Here is a 19,311-nt window from a genome sequence, read left to right as displayed (position 1 = left end):
ATCATAGCCGCCCTTCCCGTGTTCAGGAAGCTGCAGTTGATTGAGTCTTGCTATGGTGACTGATGAGTTTGGGTATGGTTCAAGTCAGCCGGCGGCGGGGGCGATGAACGCGATTCCAGTGCGCAGGGCCGCGTTGCGCACATGTTCCTGCATGGCTTTTTGCGCCGCGGCTGATGCGCGGCGGGCCAGGGCGCGGAGGATCTTGCGGTGTTCCTGCCAGGTTTCCATGGCCCGTTCGGCGCGGATGAACGGTAATTTCTGGCTCTCGAGAAAGATCTCGGCGCTGGCGGTGAGAATGCTCAGCATCGCCTGATTGCCGCTGGCCAGCAGGATGCTCCGGTGAAATTCGAAGTCGAGTTTTGCGGCTGCCTCGAAATCCCCGGCGCGCAATTGCTCCCGCATCGCCGCAACGTTGTCCTCGAGCGCATCCAGATCGAACGTGCTCAGCGTCACCGCCGCCAACCCCGCGGCAAACCCTTCCAGCGCATAGCGCAACTGAAAGATATCCAGCGGCGAGGCCTGCGCCGCAAAGGCCCAGCCCGGTGCGCTGTCGCCATTGGCCAGTTCCACCGGCGCCTGCACGAACACCCCTTTGCCCGGCTGAATACTGACCACGCCCAGCGCACTCAGCGAGGACAGCGCTTCACGCAATGACGCGCGGCTGACGCCCAGTTGCAGGGCCAGATCCCGTTGCGACGGCAAGGCATCGCCGGCGCCGAAGCCCTGTTCGGTGATCAGTTTGCGGATCGCTTGCAGCGCCACTTCAGGTACCGCACGGGAAATCGAGTTCATGGTTTTTCGGACGCGCCAGGGTCAATGTGCGGCTAGTTGTAAAGCTATTCGGCGGGCCCGGCAAGTCGTGCCCCAGTGGGGTTCGGTGCGCATCGCTGATGCGCCATCGGGGTGCGAAAAGCCTCCTGACTGTTCAGACCAGTAAGACCGAACGAAGCCGCTGAAACCGTGGCCTGGCGCAACGAATGCGCAGTCTTGGCACGGCCCATGCTCTGTCAGATCGCAGAAATCACTTCCCGCCGATCCGGAGATTGTCCATGACCCAGCGTTACAGCGCCCTCCTCGCTTCCCTGTTTGCCGGCCTGCTGCTGTGCCAGACACCCGCTCACGCCGACGGTCTGGACGACGTGGTCAAACGCGGCACGCTGAAAGTTGCCGTGCCCCAGGACTTCCCGCCCTTCGGCTCAGTCGGACCGGACATGAAACCCCGCGGCCTGGACATCGACACCGCGAAACTGCTGGCCGACCAGCTCAAGGTCAAGCTCGAGCTGACCCCGGTCAACAGCACCAACCGCATTCCGTTCCTGACCACCGGCAAGGTCGACCTGGTGATCTCCAGCCTCGGCAAGAACCCCGAGCGCGAGAAAGTCATCGACTTCTCCCGCGCCTACGCCCCCTTCTACCTCGCCGTGTTCGGTCCGCCAGATGCCGCGATCAGCAGCCTCGATGACCTCAAAGGCAAAACCATCAGCGTCACCCGTGGCGCCATCGAAGACATCGAACTGAGCAAGGTCGCCCCCGAAGGCGTGACCATCAAGCGCTTCGAGGACAACAACTCAACCATCGCCGCCTACCTCGCAGGGCAAGTCGATCTGATCGCCAGCGGCAACGTGGTGATGGTCGCCATCAGCGAGAAGAACCCGAAACGCGTACCCGCGCTGAAAGTGAAGCTCAAGGATTCGCCAGTGTATGTCGGCGTGAACAAGAACGAAGCCGCGCTGCTGGCCAAGGTCAACGACATCCTCACCACCGCCAAGGCTGACGGCGCGCTGGAAAAGAATGCGCAGACCTGGTTGAAAGAACCGCTGCCGGCCGATCTCTGATCGACCGCGCGGGAGACTTTCATGGCTTATCAGTTCGATTTCTTGCCGGTGGTGGAAAACACCGATCTGCTGCTGCGCGGCGCGCTATTTACCCTTGAGCTGACCGCCATTGGCGCGGTGCTCGGGGTCGGCGTCGGAATTGTCGGCGCGCTGGTGCGGGCGTGGAATATCCGCCCGTTCGCGGCAATCTTCGGCGTCTATGTCGAGTTGATCCGCAACACGCCGTTTCTGGTGCAGTTGTTTTTCATCTTCTTCGGTTTGCCGTCGCTCGGCGTGCAGATTTCCGAGTGGCAGGCTGCCGTGCTGGCGATGGTGATCAACCTTGGCGCTTACTCGACCGAAATCATCCGCGCCGGCATTCAGGCGATTCCGCGCGGCCAACTGGAAGCGGCTGCGGCGCTGGCGATGAGTCGCTTCGAAGCGTTTCGGCATGTGGTGCTGCTGCCGGCGCTGGGCAAGGTCTGGCCGGCGCTGAGCAGCCAGATCATCATCGTCATGCTCGGTTCGGCGGTGTGTTCGCAGATCGCCACCGAAGAGCTGAGCTTCGCCGCCAACTTCATTCAGTCGCGCAACTTTCGCGCCTTTGAAACCTACGCGCTGACCACGCTGATCTACCTGTGCATGGCGCTGTTGATCCGCCAACTGCTCAACTGGATCGGCCGGCGCTATATCAGCAGGAGCCGCGCATGAGCGACTTCACCTTCTGGGACATCCTGCGCAATCTGCTCACCGGCCTGCAATGGACGCTGGCGCTGTCGCTGGTGGCGTTCATTGGCGGCGGCATCGTCGGGCTGCTGATCCTGATCATGCGCATCTCGAAAAACTCGTTGCCAAGCAGTATCGCCCGCACCTGGATCGAGCTGTTTCAGGGCACGCCACTGTTGATGCAGCTGTTTCTGGTGTTTTTCGGCGTGGCGCTGGCCGGGGTCGAAATCTCGCCGTGGATGGCCGCCGCGATTGCCCTGACCTTGTTCACCAGTGCCTATCTGGCGGAGATCTGGCGCGGTTGCGTCGAGTCGATCCCCAACGGCCAATGGGAGGCCTCGGCGAGCCTGGCCCTCAATCCGCTGGAGCAATTGCGTTACGTGATCCTGCCGCAGGCGCTGCGCATCGCCGTGGCACCGACCGTGGGTTTTTCGGTGCAGGTGGTCAAAGGCACCGCGGTGACCTCGATCATCGGCTTCACCGAGCTGACCAAGACCGGCGGCATGCTCGCCAATGCCACATTCGAACCGTTCATGGTCTACGGCCTCGTCGCTCTCGGCTATTTCCTCCTCTGCTACCCCTTGTCGCTCAGTGCGCGCTATCTGGAAAGGAGACTGCATGCCTCTGCTTAGAATTTCCGCCCTGCATAAGTATTACGGCGACCATCATGTGCTCAAAGGCATCGACCTCAGCGTCGAGGAGGGCCAGGTGGTGGCGATCATCGGCCGCAGCGGCTCGGGCAAATCGACCCTGTTGCGCACGCTCAATGGGCTGGAGTCGATCAACGACGGGGTGATCGAAGTCGATGGCGAATACCTCGACGCCGCCCGCGCCGACCTGCGCAGCCTGCGGCAGAAAGTCGGCATGGTGTTTCAGCAGTTCAACCTGTTCCCGCACCTGACCGTGGGCGAAAACGTCATGCTCGCCCCGCAAGTGGTGCAGAAAGTGCCGAAGGCCAAAGCGGCCGAACTGGCGCGCGGGATGCTCGAGCGGGTCGGTCTGGGCGAGAAATTCGATGCCTTCCCGGATCGGCTGTCCGGCGGCCAGCAGCAGCGGGTGGCGATCGCCCGGGCCTTGGCGATGTCGCCAAAGGTGTTGCTGTGCGACGAGATCACCTCGGCGCTCGACCCGGAACTGGTCAACGAAGTGCTCGCCGTGGTCCGGCAACTCGCTAAAGAAGGCATGACCCTGATCATGGTCACCCACGAAATGCGCTTCGCCCGCGAAGTGGGCGACAAACTGGTGTTCATGCACCACGGCAAAGTGCATGAAGTGGGCGATCCGAAGGTGTTGTTTGCCAACCCGCAGACGGCGGAGCTGGCGAATTTCATCGGCACTGTCGAAGCTACAGCCTGAAGCCCCTCGAGCGCCTTCAAGGCCCTCATCGCCAGCAGGCTGGCTCCCACAGGGGAATGCATTCCAATCGGGGATCAAAGAAAACCCCAAGCGGTACGCATTTACCTGTGGGAGCTAGCCCTGCTAGCGATTGACCGCGCAGCGGTCACCGGTCTTTCTGCGCAGGATCAACGGTTTGAACCGTGCGCGTTGGCGTCAGCGTGTGATCGTGGCACGATGGCGGGGTTATCGACCGAGACTCCCTGATCATGCCGCAATCCCAAGCCAAGAATCTGTCCCTGATCGCCGCAATCGACCTGGGCTCCAACAGCTTTCACATGGTCGTGGCCAAGGCCCAGAACGGCGAGATCCGCATTCTCGAGCGTCTCGGCGAAAAGGTGCAACTGGCCGCCGGCATCGACGATGCGCGCCAGCTCAACGAAGAATCGATGCAGCGCGGTCTCGACTGCCTCAAGCGCTTCGCCCAACTGATCAACGGCATGCCGCTGGGCGCCGTGCGCATCGTCGGCACCAACGCCCTGCGCGAAGCACGCAACCGGATCGATTTCATCCACCGCGCCGAAGAAATCCTCGGCCATCCGGTGGAAGTCATCTCCGGTCGTGAAGAAGCGCGCCTGATCTACCTGGGCGTGTCACACACCCTCGCCGATACGCCGGGCAAACGTCTGGTCGCCGACATCGGCGGCGGCAGTACCGAATTCATCATTGGCCAGCGCTTCGAACCGCTGCTGCGCGAAAGCCTGCAGATGGGCTGCGTGAGCTTCACCCAGCGCTATTTCAAGGACGGCAAGATCACCCCGGCCCGCTACGCCCAGGCGTACACCGCGGCGCGGCTGGAGATCATGAGCATCGAGCACGCCCTGCACCGCCTGACCTGGGATGAAGCAATCGGCTCCTCGGGCACCATCCGCGCCATCGGCCTGGCGCTGAAGGCCGGCGGCCACGGCACCGGCGAAGTCAACGCCGAAGGCCTGGCCTGGCTCAAGCGCCGGCTGTTCAAGCTTGGCGATGTCGACAAGATCGATTTCGAAGGCATCAAACCCGACCGCCGCGCGATTTTCCCGGCGGGTCTGGCGATTCTCGAAGCGATCTTCGATGCCCTCGAACTGCAACGCATGGATCACTGCGAAGGCGCACTGCGCGAAGGCGTGCTCTATGACCTGCTCGGCCGCCATCACCACGAAGACGTGCGCGAGCGCACCCTGACCTCGCTGATGGAACGCTACCATGTCGACCTCGAACAAGCGGCGCGGGTCGAGCGCAAAGCCTTGCACGCGTTCGATCAGGTCGCGGCAGACTGGGAGCTGGACGACGGCATCTGGCGCGAACTGCTCGGCTGGGCGGCGAAAGTCCACGAAGTCGGCCTCGATATCGCGCACTATCACTATCACAAGCATGGCGCCTACCTGATCGAGCACTCGGACCTCGCCGGGTTCTCCCGCGAAGACCAGCAAATGCTCGCGCTGCTGGTGCGCGGCCATCGGCGCAATATTCCCAAGGACAAGTTCGCCGAATTCGGCGATGACGGCATCAAGCTGATTCGCCTGTGCGTGCTGCTGCGCTTTGCCATTCTGTTCCACCATATTCGCGGCACACAGGCGATGCCGCAGGTGGTGCTGCATGCCAATGGCGACAGCCTCGAGGTGGAATTCCCGGAGAACTGGCTGGATGAAAATCAGCTGACCCAGGCGGATTTCGGGCTTGAGGCGGAGTGGCTGACGCGGGTGGGGATTGTGCTGACGGTTCACTGATTAGCGGGCAGATGCAAAAAAGGCGATCCGTTGGGATCGCCTTTTTTATTGGGCTCGGCTTGAGAGCTGAGGTGAACCTTCCCCTCACCCCAGCCCTCTCCCAGAGGGAGAGGGAGCCGATCTCCACCGGCTTCAAATTTCAGGTTCGACTTGAAATCCCAGGTCAGCGTATAACGCAAGACACCTCGGTCAGTCCCCTCTCCCTCTGGGAGAGGGCTAGGGTGAGGGGCTTTTAGCTGCTTACCGGAAGGATGGGGCTACCCAGTCGTTCCAGCAGCGTCGCCTGCGCACTGCGCGGGTTCTGGTTGCCGGTCGGCGTGTTGCGGATGTAGCGGCCGTCCGACTGCAAGCTCCAGCTGTGGGTATTGTCGGTCAAATACAGCTCCAGCTCTTTCTTCACGCGGGTCAGCAGCTTTTTGCCTTCCACCGGGAAGCAAGTCTCGACGCGCTTGTCGAGGTTGCGCTCCATCCAGTCGGCGCTAGAGAGGAACATCTGTTCATCGCCGCCATTAAGGAAGTAGAACACCCGCGTGTGCTCGAGGAAGCGGCCGATGATCGAGCGCACATGGATGTTGTGCGAAACCCCGGCGATGCCTGGCCGCAGGCAGCACATGCCGCGCACCACCAGATCGATGCGCACGCCCGACTGGCTGGCCTTGTACAGCGCGCGGATGATCTTCGGATCGGTCAGCGAGTTGAACTTGGCGATGATGTGCGCGGGTTTGCCGTCGAGGGCAAATTGCGTCTCGCGGGCGATCATGTCGAGCATGCCTTTCTTCAGGGTGAACGGCGCATGCAGAAGCTTTTTCATGCGCAGGGTCTTACCCATGCCGATCAACTGACTGAACAGTTTTCCGACGTCTTCGCACAAGGCGTCGTCGGAGGTCAGCAGGCTGTAGTCGGTGTACAGACGAGCGTTGCCGGCGTGGTAGTTACCGGTGCCGAGGTGCGCGTAACGCACAATCTCGCCGGCCTCACGACGCAGGATCAGCATCATCTTGGCGTGGGTCTTGAAGCCGACCACACCGTAGATCACCACCGCACCGGCCGCTTGCAGACGGCTGGCCAGTTGCAGGTTGGACTCTTCGTCAAACCGCGCACGCAGTTCGATCACCGCGGTGACTTCCTTGCCGTTACGCGCGGCGTCGACCAGCGCATCGACGATCTCTGAGTTAGCCCCGGAGCGGTACAGCGTCTGGCGTACGGCGAGCACATGCGGGTCTTTCGCCGCCTGACGCAGCAAATCGACCACCGGCGTGAACGACTCGAACGGGTGCAGCAGGAGGATGTCCTGCTTGCTGACCACGCTGAAAATGTTTTCGCTGTTCTGCAGCAGTTTCGGAATCTGCGGGGTGAACGGCGTGTATTGCAGTTCCGGGTGGCTGTCGAGACCGGTGATGCTGAACAGCCGCGTCAGGTTGACCGGGCCGTTGACCTGATACAACTCGGTCTCGCTCAGGTTGAACTGCTTGAGCAGGTAGTCAGAAAGGTGTTTCGGGCAAGTGTCGGCAACTTCCAGACGCACCGCGTCGCCGTAACGCCGCGAGAACAGCTCGCCGCGCAGCGCGCGGGCCAGGTCTTCGACGTCTTCGGAATCGAGCGCCAGGTCGGCGTTTCGGGTCAGGCGGAACTGGTAGCAGCCTTTTACCTTCATGCCCTGGAACAGGTCATCGGCGTGGGCGTGGATCATCGATGACAGGAACACGTAGTTGTCGCCAGCGCCGCCGACTTCTTCCGGCACCTTGATGATCCGTGGCAGCAGGCGCGGCGCCGGGATGATCGCCAGGCCGGAGTCGCGACCGAAGGCGTCGATACCTTCGAGCTCGACGATGAAGTTCAGGCTCTTGTTCACCAGCAACGGGAACGGGTGCGTCGGATCGAGGCCGATCGGGGTGATGATCGGCGCGATCTCGTCGCGGAAGTAACGGCGCACCCAGGTTTTGAGCTTGGTGGTCCAGTTACGCCGACGGATGAAGCGCACCTGATGCTTTTCCAGCTCCGGCAGCAGGATGTCGTTGAGGATCGCGTACTGGCGGTCCACATGACCGTGGACCAGCTCGCTGATCCGCGCCAGCGCCTGATGTGGCTGCAGGCCATCGGCGCCGGCCTGTTCACGGGCGAAGGTGATCTGCTTTTTCAGCCCGGCGACGCGGATTTCGAAGAATTCGTCGAGGTTGCTGGAGAAGATCAATAGAAACTTCAGCCGCTCCAGCAACGGGTAGGACTCGTCCAGCGCCTGTTCCAGCACGCGGATGTTGAATTGCAGTTGCGAGAGCTCGCGGTGGATGTACAGGCTGCTGTCATCCAGACCGGGAATGGCGATCGCCGGCACCGCCGCGGCGGGTTCGGCGACCGGCGCAGGTGGCGCTGGCTCGAGTTCCGGCGGGGTCTCGGCGATCTGCTCGACCACCGGCTGAGCTTCTTTTACGGCAACTTCAGTGAGTCCTTCGGTATTCATCGCATGTTCCTGGGAGGGCTATTTCTGCTCTCGTAACAATTGAGCGGCACGAATGGCAAAGTAAGTCAGGATGCCATCTGCACCGGCACGTTTAAAGGCGGTCAGTGATTCGACAATCACCGCTTCGCTCAACCAGCCATTCTGAATTGCGGCCATGTGCATGGCGTACTCGCCACTGACCTGATAGACGAAGGTCGGCACCTTGAAGGCATCTTTTACCCGCAAAAGAATGTCCAGGTACGGCATGCCCGGCTTGACCATGACCATGTCCGCGCCTTCGGCCAGGTCCGCACCGACTTCGTGCAGCGCTTCGTCGCTGTTGGCCGGGTCCATCTGGTAGGACGCCTTGTTGGCTTTGCCCAGGTTGCTGGCCGACCCGACCGCATCGCGGAACGGGCCGTAATAGGCGCTGGCGTACTTGGCCGAGTAGGCCATGATCCGCACGTTGACGTGACCGGCGATTTCCAGCGCTTCACGAATGGCCTGGATGCGACCGTCCATCATGTCCGACGGCGCGACAACTTGCGCACCCGCTTCCGCGTGGGACAACGCCTGGCGGACCAATGCATCAACGGTGATGTCGTTCTGCACGTAGCCGTCTTCGTCGAGGATGCCGTCCTGGCCGTGCGTGGTGAACGGATCCAGCGCCACGTCGGTGATGATGCCCAGCTCCGGAAAACGCTGACGCAGCGCGCGGGTCGCGCGTTGGGTGATTCCTTGCGGGTTCCAGGCTTCGGCAGCGTCGAGGGATTTCAGTTCCGGTGGGGTGACCGGGAACAGCGCCAGCGCCGGAATCCCCAGTTCGACCCACTTGGCCGCTTCTTCGAGCAGCAAGTCGATCGTCAGCCGTTCAACACCCGGCATCGACGCCACCGCTTCGCGGCGGTTTTCGCCGTCGAGCACGAACACCGGCAGGATCAGGTCGTCGACCGTCAGCACATTTTCCCGCACCAGCCGACGCGAAAAATCATCACGGCGGTTGCGACGCAGACGGGTGGCAGGGAACAGGCGATTGGCGGGGGTAAAGCTCACGGCGGACTCCTGAGCCCGGGCAAACGGGCGAGCGTGACAGTTATAGACGGCCATTATGACCAACAGATGACAGTTATGTGTGCCCCGTGTCACGTAGCCGCATTCCATTGTCAGCGTAGGAAATGTTCACGTCGAGACACATTTGGACACTTTCATGAATGTGTCCGAAGGGTTAGGCTGCGCGTTCATTTCGCCAGCACCCAGACAATGCTCCAACAATTTCTGCACGACTTTGGCTACTTTGCCTTGTTTCTCGGCACGTTCTTCGAAGGCGAAACCATTCTGGTGCTCGCAGGCTTCCTCGCGTTCCGCGGATACATGGACATCAACCTGGTGGTGGTCGTGGCCTTCTGCGGCAGTTATGCCGGCGATCAACTGTGGTACTTCCTCGGCCGCAAGCACGGGCGCAAATTGCTCGCGCGCAAGCCGCGCTGGCAGCTGATGGGCGACCGTGCGCTGGAGCATATCCGCAAGCATCCGGACATCTGGGTCCTGAGTTTTCGCTTTGTCTATGGTCTGCGCACCGTGATGCCGGTGGCGATCGGCCTGTCGGGTTATCCGCCGGGACGTTACCTGCTGCTCAACGGCATTGGCGCGGCGATCTGGGCCACGGCACTGGCAGCGGCCGCGTATCATTTCGGTGCGGTGCTTGAAGGCATGCTCGGCAGCATCAAGAAATACGAGCTTTGGGTGCTCGGCGCCTTGCTGATCCTCGGCCTCGGGCTGTGGCTGCGCCGGCGCTTCAAGAACGCGCGCCTGGCCAGGCAGATTTATCAGGACGAGCAACTGGCCAAAGCCGCTGAGGACGAACAGTTGCGCAACGCCGAAGCCTCCGGCCCCGCCGAACCCAAGACCCCGACCGAATAAAGCGCCGCACGCTCTCATGCCTGCGGCCATGCCCGGTGCGCCGGGTCTTCACGCCCTACTGTTTCCCCTCCCGGCACGCTTGCGTCGCCCGCAAAAAATGAACACCCCGCCGCCGTTGCGATCCATGAAGAGAGGGTTCTGTGCCCGATACCGCCGCCCGTTGCGCCTCTGGCAACGCGCGACGATTTAGTGGACATTGAGCGCCATGAATCTGGAGAGAAACCCATGAGCAAAAAAGTTGCAGTGATCCTGTCCGGCAGTGGCGTGTATGACGGCGCCGAGATCCAGGAAAGCGTGATTACCCTGCTGCGCCTCGATCAGCGCGGCGCGCAGGTGCAGTGCTTCGCGCCGAACATCGCGCAATTGCATGTGATCAATCACCTGACCGGCGAGGAAATGCCCGAATCGCGCAATGTGCTGGTGGAGTCGGCGCGCATTGCCCGTGGCAACGTCAAGGACATCCGCGACGCCGACGTCGAGGAGTTCGACGCGCTGATCGTGCCGGGCGGTTTCGGTGCGGCGAAAAACCTCTCGAACTTCGCCATCGAAGGCGCTGGCTGCAGCGTTCAGCCTGAAGTACTGGCGCTGGCCGAGGCGTTTGCCGAAGCGGGCAAACCGGTCGGCCTGATCTGCATTTCCCCGGCGCTGGCAGCGAAAATCTACGGCCCCGGCGTGACCTGCACCATCGGCAACGATGCCGACACCGCCGCGGCCATGAGCAAAATGGGCGCGACCCACGAAGAGTGCGCAGTGACCGAGATCGTCGAAGACAAGGCGCGCAAACTCGTCACCACCCCGGCCTACATGCTGGCGCAGACCATCAGTGAAGCGGCGTCGGGCATCAACAAACTGGTCGACCGCGTGCTCGAACTGACCCACGAAAACGACGCCTGATCCGCTCTTTCACCTGATCGTTCCCACGCTCCGCGTGGGAATGCATTCAGGGACGCTCCGCGTTCCGGCCTCACCCCAGATGTAGACCAATAACAGCGGACGCAGAGCGTCCAAGGCTGCATTCCCACGCAGAGCGTGGGAACGATCATCAACCGGCGGCGCGTGTCAGTCGGGTGAGAATCCGGTCCAGCGCATTGGCAAACGCTTGCTTCTCGCGCTCGCCGAACGGCGCCGGGCCGCCACTGACCTGCCCCTGTTCACGCAAATCGGTGAACAGGTTGCGCACCGCCAGACGCTCGCCCATGTTCTGCGCATCGAACTCCTTGCCGCGCGGATCCAGCGCTGCCACGCCTTTCTTCACCAAGCGGTCGGCCAGCGGGATATCGCTGCAGATCACCAGCTCACCGGGCACCGCGTGCTCGACCAGATAATCATCCGCCGCATCCGGCCCGCTCGGCACCACGATCAGTTTGACGATCGCCAGCCCTGGCTTTGTCTGCGGTTGCCCAGCTACCAGCACCACCTCGAACTGGCGCTTGAGGGCGAACTTCACCACCAGATCCTTCGCCGCCCGCGGGCAGGCGTCGGCATCAATCCAGACACGCATTTTCTACCTCCAAAACAAAGGCTCGCCCCACAGGATACACACCGACCCTGTGGGAGCGAGCCTGCTCGCGAATATGAGCGCAGCGAATGCCTTTAAGCCGTTACCCGGCGCTTCTCCGCCACCCAACTACGCCCATACAACACAACAATCGCCAGAATCGCCACCGCCTGCGCCGCCAACGAATAGGCATCGGCATGGATACCCAGCCAGTCGAATTCAAAGAACGCCACTGGCCGCGTGCCGAAGATCCCGGCCTCTTGCAGCGCTTTCACGCCATGCCCGGCAAACACCACCGACAACGCGCACAACAGTGCCGCATTGATGCTGAAGAACAACGTCAGCGGCAATTTCGCCGAGCCGCGCAGGATCACCCACGCCAGACCGACCAGCAGCACCAGCGCCGTCGCCCCGCCTGCCAGCACCGCGTTGTGCCCGGCAGGTCCGGCCTGGAGCCACAGGGTTTCATAGAACAGGATCACTTCGAACAGCTCGCGATACACCGAGAAGAACGCGAGGATTGCGAAGCCGAAACGCCCGCCACCGCCAACCAGACTGCTCTTGATGTAGTCCTGCCAGGCGGCCGCATGCCGGCGATCGTGCATCCACACGCCCAGCCACAACACCATGACACTGGCGAACAGGGCCGTCGCGCCTTCGAGCAATTCACGCTGCGAACCGCTGACATCGATCACATACGCCGCCAGCGCCCAGGTGCCCAGGCCGGCCAGCAATGCCAGCCCCCAGCCGACGTTGACGCTGCGCACTGCCGATTGCTGCCCGGTGTTACGCAGGAACGCGAGGATGGCCGCCAGCACCAGAATCGCTTCCAGGCCTTCGCGCAGCAGAATCAGCAGCCCGGAGATGTAGCTGAGCGACCAGCTCAGGCCATCGCTGCCCAACAGACCGGCCGACTCCTTGAGTTTGCCCTTGGCCGCGTCCAGACGTTGCTCGGCCTGCTCGACCGGCAGGCCGTCCTGCAAGGATTGCCGATACGCCATCAGCGATTTTTCGGTGTCCTTGCGCACGTTGGCGTCGACGTTATCCAGCGAACTTTCGACCAGCTCGAAGCCTTCCAGATACGCCGCGACCGACAGGTCGTAAGCCTGATCGTGCTCACCGGCGCGGTAGGCCGCCAGACTCTTGTCCAGCGTCGCCGCGGTGTAGTTGAGCAACTGCGCCGGGCCACGCTTGACCTGCGGCGGCTGCGCCCGTTGCGCACGGAACGTCGCCGCAGCTTGCGGGCCTTCGTCGGCCTGCACTTCGGCCGGGGTCTGGCGGGCCAGATCAGCAATGTTGTAGGTCTTGTCGGCTTTTGCCGCCGTGGCGTCGGCACTGAAACCGGCGATGTAGGTCGCCAGATCCCAGCGCTGCCGATCGTCGAGCTGATCGGCAAACGCCGGCATATCGGTACCTTCGACGCCTTGGCCGAGGGTGTTGTAGATCGCGTACAGGCTCAGGTGATCGATCCGCGCCGCGTCGCGCAGATTCGCCGGCGCTGGGGACATGCCGAGCCCGGCCGGGCCGTCACCGGCACCGCTGTCGCCGTGGCACACCGAGCAATTCTGCGCATACAACGGTGCGCCACGGGTTGGGTCGGGGGTGATGATCGGGGCCTGACTGACTTCGTACGCCACCGCCAGTTGCGCGCCCAATTGCCGCGCCTGCCGCGCAACCTCGGCACCGTTCTGCCTGGCGCTGATCGCAGTGTGCAAGGCGCTGACGCCTTGCTCCAGTGCGGCTTTTTCCGGTTTGGCCGGCATGCCGGCAATCAACCCTTGCAGCGCCTGGGTGAATTCCAGTTGCTCGCGGTATTCAGCGTCGTCGACGACCTTTCCCGCCTCGACCGTTGGCGGGTAATCCGCGCTGAGGTAATCGAGCAGGTGCAACGCCTGCGGCGCGCCTTCCACGGTATCGGCCAGCAGCGGCAGGCTGCTCAGGGCAAACAACGGGAACAGCAGCCAGGCCAGCAATCGGGACGAGGCAGTCATGAACGAGTCTCAAATGGAAATGCGAAGTTACATATTGTTCACTTCGTAGACGTTTCACTCAAGCTTTGTCGATATCGGCAGGAATGTTTGCAACCACCAAGCACTATGCCACCATCGGCACCCGCAACGGGCAGCCGCCCGCTACCCTCAAGGACGACCTGTTCCATGCGCCACTGCCTGCTGTTTTCGCTGCTACTGACCGCCGCTGTGCAACTGGTCGGCTGCGGGGCTTATCGCAACTACGATCTGGAGCTGGAGCAGACTACCGAGCAATTGAAGCAGGGCAACGTTGACGGCTCCCTCGCCCTGATCGAGGCGCACAACCCCGACGAGCAAAAAGACCTGCTCTATTACTTCGAGAAGGGCGCGGTGTTGAGTGCGGGCGGGGCACTGCCACAGAGTCAGGCCGCCTGGCGCAGTGCCGAGCAAATGGTCATCGAGCGTCAGGACACCATTGAAACCACCGGCGACAAGCTGTTGGCAGCGATGGGTAAGGAATGGGGCGGCATCATCAATGACAAGCTGCGTCGCTATGACGGTTACGACTATGAAAAGGTCATGCTGACCACACAGATGGCCCTGAACCAGTTGGCCGTGAATGACTTCGACGGTGCCCGCGCCGACATCAAGAAAACCCACGAACGCGAAGCGTTGATCGCCCGACAGCGCGAGCTGGAATACGAACGCGTCGAAGAGGTAGCGAAAAAACAGGGCGCTCGCGTGCACTACAAAGATCTGCAGGGGTATCCGGTGGTGATGCTCGACGCGCCGGCGGTGATCGCCCTGAAGAACGGTTACCAGAGCGCCTTCAGTCATTACCTTGCTGGCTTTACCTATGAAGCGCTGGGAGAAAAGGATCTCGCTGCACCCGGCTATCGTCAGGCCATCGAATTGCGCCCGGATCTGCCATTTTTTCAACAGGCGCTGCGCGACCTCGACAGCCCCGGCCTCAAGGCCGGCGAGAGCGATGTGCTGATCATCGTGCAAAGCGGCCTCGCACCCGCGCGCAGTTCGCTGCGTGTGCCTTATCCAGTCAAACTGGAAGATGGACAGGTCATTGTCGCCAACATCTCGTTTCCGGTCATGGTGCCCGACACCTCAACGCCGTCGCTGGCCGAGATCAGCATCGATGGCCGGCAAAGGAAGCTGACCATGGTCAACAGCATCACTGACATGTCTCGGCGCACCTTGCGCGACGACATGCCCGGCATCATCCAGCGCACCACCTACCGAGCCTTCCTCGCTGCTGACGTGCAAGGCCGGGATAACCGCCGCGACCCGAGCAAAGCGTCGTATGTGACCCATTGGGACGGGTTCGAACACGCCGACACGCGCACCTGGCGGACACTGCCCAATCTGACCCAGGTAGTGCGCCTGCGCCTGAAACAAGGTGAGCACTCGATCACCTTGCCTGATGCCATCGGCAGCGCGCCGCTGAAAATCCGTATCGATCAGAATCGTCAGGTCGTCACCGTGCGCGCGCTCGGCGCCAGAGTGTTTGCCAACGGCAGCGCCTTCCAGCCCTCCCGCGCAGTGGCGGACTCGACGCGATAGTGGCATCGAAGCATAAAGCGGTATCAAAAAGGCATTACATAGCCATCACGCCACGCTTATAATGCCGCGCCCTCGCCTCCGGCGAGCCGGCATCAAAGCTCCTCTCGCAAGAGGAATTGGCAGGAGGCCAGGGCCCCTGTCGATCGGTCACATCAGCCCGACCAGCACCCGCGGCTGCAGTTATCGCTACTCAGGGAAGAAGTACCCATGGCATTCCGCGCTCCCACTCTGCTCGCGCTCAGCGCCGTCACGCTGCTGTCCGGCTGCTCGGCCTTTCGCAATTACGACTCCGAACTGGCCCAGACCAACCAGCAACTGGCCTCCGGCAACGTTGACGCCGCACTGACCCTGCTGGAAAAGAACAACAGCGGCCCGGACAAAGACCTGCTCTATTACTTCGAGAAAGGTGAACTGCTGCGCGCCAAGGGTGACCTGTCCGGCAGCCAGAATGCCTGGACCAGCGCTGATCAAGTGGTCGGTCAGTGGGAAGACGCAGTCAAGCTCGACAGCGCAAAGTACCTCGCCCAGTTCGGCAGTTTCCTGGTCAACGACAAAGTCCGTCGCTACGAAGGCTACGACTACGAGAAGGTCATGTTGACCACGCAAATGGCCCTGAACCTGCTTGCGGTCAACGATTTCGACGGCGCGCGCACCGCGATCAAGCGCACTCACGAGCGTGAGGCAGTCATCGCCGATCTGCGCGACAAGGAATACCTCAAGAGCGAAGAAGAGGCCGAGAAAGAAGGGATCAAGACCCAGTACAAGGATTTGCAGGGTTACCCGGTCGCCAGTCTCGACGCCCCGGAAGTGGTGGGCCTGAAAAACAGCTATCAGAGTGCGTTCAGCCACTACCTCGCCGGCTTCGTTTACGAAGCGTTGGGCGAGAAGGATCTGGCTGCACCGGGTTATCGCAAAGCCGCCGAGTTGCGCCCGAACACACCGTTGCTGGAGCAGGCCCTGGTCAATCTCGACAAGCCGAGCAAATCCGACGACAGCGACATCCTGATTGTGGTGCAAAGCGGTCTCGCCCCAGCCCGCGATTCGATCCGCGTGCCGCTGCCATTGCCGATCTCCAACAACGTGGTGATCACCCCGCTGTCGTTCCCGATCATCAAGCCGGACACCTCCACCGCGCCGTTTGCGCAGATTGGCGTCGACGGCCAGCAAGTCGACCTGACCGCGCTCAACAGCACCACCGCCATGTCGCGCCGTGCCCTGCGTGACGATATGCCAGGGATCATCGTGCGCACCACCGTGCGGGCGATCACCAAAGGCGTGGCACAAAAACAGATCAACGAAACCAACCCGCTGGCTGGCCTCGCCGTGGGTATTTCTTCAGCGGTGCTCGAAGGTGCCGATACCCGTACATGGCGCACGCTGCCAGACAACACTCAGGTGGTGCGTCTGCGCTTGAAGAAGGGCGAACATCAGGTCACGCTGCCGAGCGCCGTGGGCGGCTCGGTGGTCAAGGTCAGCGTCGACCAGCGTTACCAGGTGATCAGCCTGCGCGCCGTGGGCAATCACGTGTTCGCTGGGGGCCTCGCTGCCCACGTCATCCCGAATGCCGCCGCGACCAGCGTCGCCAGCCTCAAACAACCTTAAGAACGGAGTCTTTGCATGCGCTTCAAACTCATCGCCGTCGCCGCCCTCGCCTTGCTGGCGAGCGGCTGCGCCACCCCGCCACCGCCAGAGCCGGGCAGCGCCGCGAGCAAAGTCGTGGCCATGGGCCCGCAGAAACACATCGTCGTCGGCGCCATGCGCGTCGCTCGCGAGAACGGCTTCATGACGGTCAACGTGCAGTTGAGCAACACCCTCAACAGCAACAAGATTTTCTACTACCGCTTCGCCTGGCTTGGCGCAGAAGGTTTCCCGGTGGCCGAAGAAGAAGTCTGGAAAAGCCAGATGATGTACGGCGCCCAGACCAGCTTCATTCAGGCCATCGCCCCGACCCCGAAAGCGATGGATTTCCGTCTGGAAATCAAAACGCCCTAAGCCCGTCATCCTATTCCTGATTCAGAGATCACTCCCATGTTTGCACGCTTTTCCTGCATCGCTGTCATCGCCCTGCTGGCCTCCGGTTGCGCCAACACCTCGCCGACGCTGGGCAGCAAGAACATCAGCTACGGCGACACCAAAGCGGTAGAAACCGTGACCAACGAATTCGGTTCGACCGACCTGCAAATGATCGCCGAGTCGATGACCCGCTCGCTGGCTCAGTCCGGCATTCTGCAGGGCCGTCCCGTGGTTCAGGTCTACGATGTGAAGAACAAGACCAGCGAGTACATCGATACCCGCGAAATCACCACCAGCATCAAGACCCAGTTGATGAAGACCGGCGTTGCGCGTTTCGCCAGCGACAACAATGCGATGCAGAGCCAGGTTGACCAGCTCAAGCTGCAGAACCAGAGCGGTCTGTACAAAAAGAGCACCGTGGCCAAGACGGGCAACATGATCGCCGCCAAGTACCGCATCGAAGGTTCGATCAGCTCGATCGTCAAGCGCAGCAGCGACTACAAGGACGTCTTCTACAAATTCAGCCTGCAACTGATCGACGTCGAAAGCGGTCTGGCCGAGTGGATGGACGAAAAAGAGATCCGCAAAACCACGGAGCGTTAAGCAATGCGCACATGGATTGGCATGATGGCCCTGGCTTGCGCGTTCAGCGTGCAAGCGGCCCCGAAAGTCGCGGTGACGGATCTGGCGTACCAGGAACGCGTGGAGCAATACATCCACATCGTTTCGGCGCAGAGCAATCACCGCGAGGGTTACTACAGCTCCAGCGGTTCTTCGAGCTACAACGAGATCGAAGCGACCACCAGCTACATCGAGCAGGGCGAGCTGCGTAAATTCACCGGCGACATCAAGGGTGAGATCCTGCGTACCGGCATGTTCCAGCTGGTGCAGGGCACGCCGTACACCGCCTCGTCCAAGGGCGATGTGTACGACGTGATCAAACGCATCAAGGCCGGCAACTTCAAGGGCGCCGACTACGTGCTTTTCGGCACCGTGTCGGATATCGACTTCACCCAGGACATCAATGAGCTGGCGCACACCGACAGCTATTCGGCGGTACTGGGCCTGACGCTGGTGGCGGATTTCAGCCTGATCAACACCAGGACCTTCGAGATCACTTCGGCCTTCACGGCGATGGGCGAAGCGCAGGACACCAAACTGGTGAACCAGCGCGACATCAAGATCTCGCTGAACCGCCCACGGGTGGTGCGTGACGTGTCGAAGGCGCTGGGTGAAGACGTGGCCGGACAGCTGAGCATGCAGCTCGGTGGCGACGGCTACGAGCAGCCGCGCGAGGCACCACAGCGCAACAATCTGCCGCGCGACACTGCGCCGGTGATTCTGCGCTGACTGATTTCCCACGCTCAGCGTGGGAATGCATCCCGGGACGCTCTGCGTCCCACTCTGTCAGTCAACAGAAAACAAAAAAGGCGACCCGCCCGGGTCGCCTTTTTTTGTGCCTGCGCGGTTTACACCGCCGCTTTGCGCAATGTCGCCATAAACGCTGCCGCACCGATGAACAGCCCGGCAAACGTCCGGTTCATGCGGCGTTGCTGCTTCGGCGTGCGCAGCAACCGCAGCACCTTCGAAGCCAGCCCGGTGTAGCCCGCCATGACGATCAGATCGACGAAGATCATCGTCACCCCGATCACCAGATACTGAATCAGCAATGGCGCATGCGGGTTGATGAACTGCGGCAGTACCGCGAGCATGAACACCAGCGCCTTGGGATTGCTGATGTTCACCAGAAACCCACGAAATACCAGCGCCAGCGGCTTGCCGATCGGCCGCACCGCGGCGTCATCGCTCATGTCCATGGGCAGTGCGCGCCATTGCTTGATCGCCAGATAAACCAGATAGGCTACGCCGAACCATTTGATCGCATGGAACGCCGTGGCGGAAGCCGTGAGGATCGCGCCGACTCCGGCGCCGACAATCGCAATCTGCACCGCCAGGCCGAGCTGCAGGCCGAGGGCGTTCCAGTAACCGCGCCAGAAACCGTATTGCAGACCGCTGGACATCGACGCGATGGCGCCGGCACCCGGCGACAGACTGATCACCCAGCAGGCGGCGAAAAACGCCAGCCATGTTTGAAACTCCATCGCACACCTCGGCTCGTGCTTGTGACAAAGGCATAAGCTAATGCGGGTTCGTGTGGATGACTACCGATTTCTTGCTGAATGCTGCAGGTGCGGCTGACGGCCCCTTCGCGAGCAGGCTCGCTCCCACAGGGGAATGCATTCCAATGTGG

The 19,311-nt window shown here is 61.7% G+C and carries 18 protein-coding genes; 12 read left to right on the top strand and 6 right to left on the bottom strand.

Features of this window, described 5'->3' with window-relative positions; translation table 11 throughout:
• Positions 1-84: 84 nt before the first annotated feature.
• Positions 85-792: a FadR/GntR family transcriptional regulator gene (locus tag J3P75_RS01515; RefSeq protein WP_434709087.1), complete on the bottom strand. Its 708-nt coding sequence runs from the start codon at positions 790-792 to the stop codon at positions 85-87.
• 257 nt (positions 793-1,049) lie between these two features.
• On the opposite strand from J3P75_RS01515, the gene J3P75_RS01510 reads away from it, so the two are divergent.
• The 5 genes from J3P75_RS01510 to ppx all read left to right on the top strand — a co-directional run bounded on the left by J3P75_RS01510 (position 1,050) and on the right by ppx (position 5,647).
• Entirely contained in the window at positions 1,050-1,835 is a 786-nt protein-coding gene (locus tag J3P75_RS01510) for a transporter substrate-binding domain-containing protein (RefSeq protein ID WP_434709086.1), read from the top strand.
• A 21-nt stretch (positions 1,836-1,856) separates the two neighbouring features.
• Complete coding sequence (locus tag J3P75_RS01505; protein WP_090287369.1) at positions 1,857-2,525, top strand: amino acid ABC transporter permease; 669 nt, start codon at positions 1,857-1,859, stop codon at positions 2,523-2,525.
• Positions 2,522-3,172 carry an amino acid ABC transporter permease gene (locus J3P75_RS01500; protein WP_090287373.1) on the top strand — a complete coding sequence of 217 codons (651 nt, stop codon included), beginning with the start codon at positions 2,522-2,524 and terminating at the stop codon, positions 3,170-3,172. The genes J3P75_RS01505 and J3P75_RS01500 overlap by 4 nt, the downstream gene beginning before the upstream one ends.
• Complete coding sequence (locus tag J3P75_RS01495) at positions 3,159-3,896, top strand: amino acid ABC transporter ATP-binding protein (protein WP_434709085.1); 738 nt, start codon at positions 3,159-3,161, stop codon at positions 3,894-3,896. Before J3P75_RS01500 ends, J3P75_RS01495 begins: the two co-directional genes overlap by 14 nt.
• 248 nt (positions 3,897-4,144) lie before the next feature.
• On the top strand, positions 4,145-5,647 hold the full coding sequence (gene ppx / locus J3P75_RS01490; protein WP_434709084.1) for an exopolyphosphatase: 1,503 nt from the start codon (positions 4,145-4,147) through the stop codon (positions 5,645-5,647).
• 232 nt (positions 5,648-5,879) lie between these two features.
• On the opposite strand, the gene ppk1 is transcribed toward ppx, so the two are convergent.
• Positions 5,880-8,105 (bottom strand): polyphosphate kinase 1, encoded by a 2,226-nt coding sequence (ppk1, locus tag J3P75_RS01485; RefSeq protein ID WP_434709083.1) that lies wholly within the window; start codon positions 8,103-8,105, stop codon positions 5,880-5,882.
• 18 nt (positions 8,106-8,123) lie between these two features.
• On the bottom strand, positions 8,124-9,137 hold the full coding sequence (hemB, locus tag J3P75_RS01480) for a porphobilinogen synthase (RefSeq protein ID WP_434709082.1): 1,014 nt from the start codon (positions 9,135-9,137) through the stop codon (positions 8,124-8,126).
• Between the two features lie 207 nt (positions 9,138-9,344).
• Between hemB and J3P75_RS01475 the strand changes: the two genes are divergently transcribed.
• Both J3P75_RS01475 and elbB read left to right on the top strand, forming a co-directional pair.
• Positions 9,345-10,004, top strand: a complete 660-nt coding sequence (locus J3P75_RS01475; RefSeq protein ID WP_434709081.1) for a DedA family protein — start codon at positions 9,345-9,347, stop codon at positions 10,002-10,004.
• Positions 10,005-10,229: 225 nt separating this feature from the next.
• Positions 10,230-10,898 (top strand): isoprenoid biosynthesis glyoxalase ElbB, encoded by a 669-nt coding sequence (gene elbB / locus J3P75_RS01470; RefSeq protein WP_090287386.1) that lies wholly within the window; start codon positions 10,230-10,232, stop codon positions 10,896-10,898.
• A gap of 148 nt (positions 10,899-11,046) precedes the next feature.
• Here elbB and J3P75_RS01465 read toward each other — a convergent pair whose 3' ends face one another.
• The gene (locus J3P75_RS01465) at positions 11,047-11,505 is read right to left on the bottom strand and encodes a YaiI/YqxD family protein (protein ID WP_090287388.1); all 459 of its coding nucleotides are present in this window, start codon (positions 11,503-11,505) and stop codon (positions 11,047-11,049) included.
• 92 nt (positions 11,506-11,597) lie between these two features.
• Positions 11,598-13,493, bottom strand: a complete 1,896-nt coding sequence (locus J3P75_RS01460) for an FTR1 family protein (protein WP_434709080.1) — start codon at positions 13,491-13,493, stop codon at positions 11,598-11,600.
• A gap of 165 nt (positions 13,494-13,658) precedes the next feature.
• Here J3P75_RS01460 and J3P75_RS01455 point away from each other — a divergent pair, with 165 nt between their 5' ends.
• The 5 genes from J3P75_RS01455 to J3P75_RS01435 all read left to right on the top strand — a co-directional run bounded on the left by J3P75_RS01455 (position 13,659) and on the right by J3P75_RS01435 (position 18,410).
• Positions 13,659-15,047, top strand: coding sequence for a COG3014 family protein (locus J3P75_RS01455; RefSeq protein WP_434709079.1), 1,389 nt, complete (start codon positions 13,659-13,661; stop codon positions 15,045-15,047).
• A 207-nt stretch (positions 15,048-15,254) separates the two neighbouring features.
• Positions 15,255-16,649, top strand: a complete 1,395-nt coding sequence (locus J3P75_RS01450; RefSeq protein ID WP_434709078.1) for a COG3014 family protein — start codon at positions 15,255-15,257, stop codon at positions 16,647-16,649.
• Between the two features lie 15 nt (positions 16,650-16,664).
• The gene (locus tag J3P75_RS01445) at positions 16,665-17,039 is read left to right on the top strand and encodes a YcfL family protein (RefSeq protein WP_090287397.1); all 375 of its coding nucleotides are present in this window, start codon (positions 16,665-16,667) and stop codon (positions 17,037-17,039) included.
• 36 nt (positions 17,040-17,075) lie between these two features.
• Positions 17,076-17,663, top strand: coding sequence for a penicillin-binding protein activator LpoB (gene lpoB, locus J3P75_RS01440; RefSeq protein ID WP_039757415.1), 588 nt, complete (start codon positions 17,076-17,078; stop codon positions 17,661-17,663).
• 3 nt (positions 17,664-17,666) lie between these two features.
• A complete protein-coding gene (locus tag J3P75_RS01435; RefSeq protein WP_434709077.1) occupies positions 17,667-18,410 on the top strand; it encodes a penicillin-binding protein activator LpoB in 744 nt (247 codons plus the stop codon).
• Positions 18,411-18,529: 119 nt separating this feature from the next.
• Here the strand turns inward: J3P75_RS01435 and J3P75_RS01430 are convergent, their stop codons facing one another.
• Positions 18,530-19,162 (bottom strand): LysE family transporter, encoded by a 633-nt coding sequence (locus tag J3P75_RS01430; protein WP_434709076.1) that lies wholly within the window; start codon positions 19,160-19,162, stop codon positions 18,530-18,532.
• Positions 19,163-19,311: the final 149 nt, after the last annotated feature.

The organism is Pseudomonas sp. R1-1 (assembly GCF_051132135.1).
GTDB lineage: Bacteria > Pseudomonadota > Gammaproteobacteria > Pseudomonadales > Pseudomonadaceae > Aquipseudomonas.
This window is presented reverse-complemented; position numbering and strand designations above follow the sequence as displayed.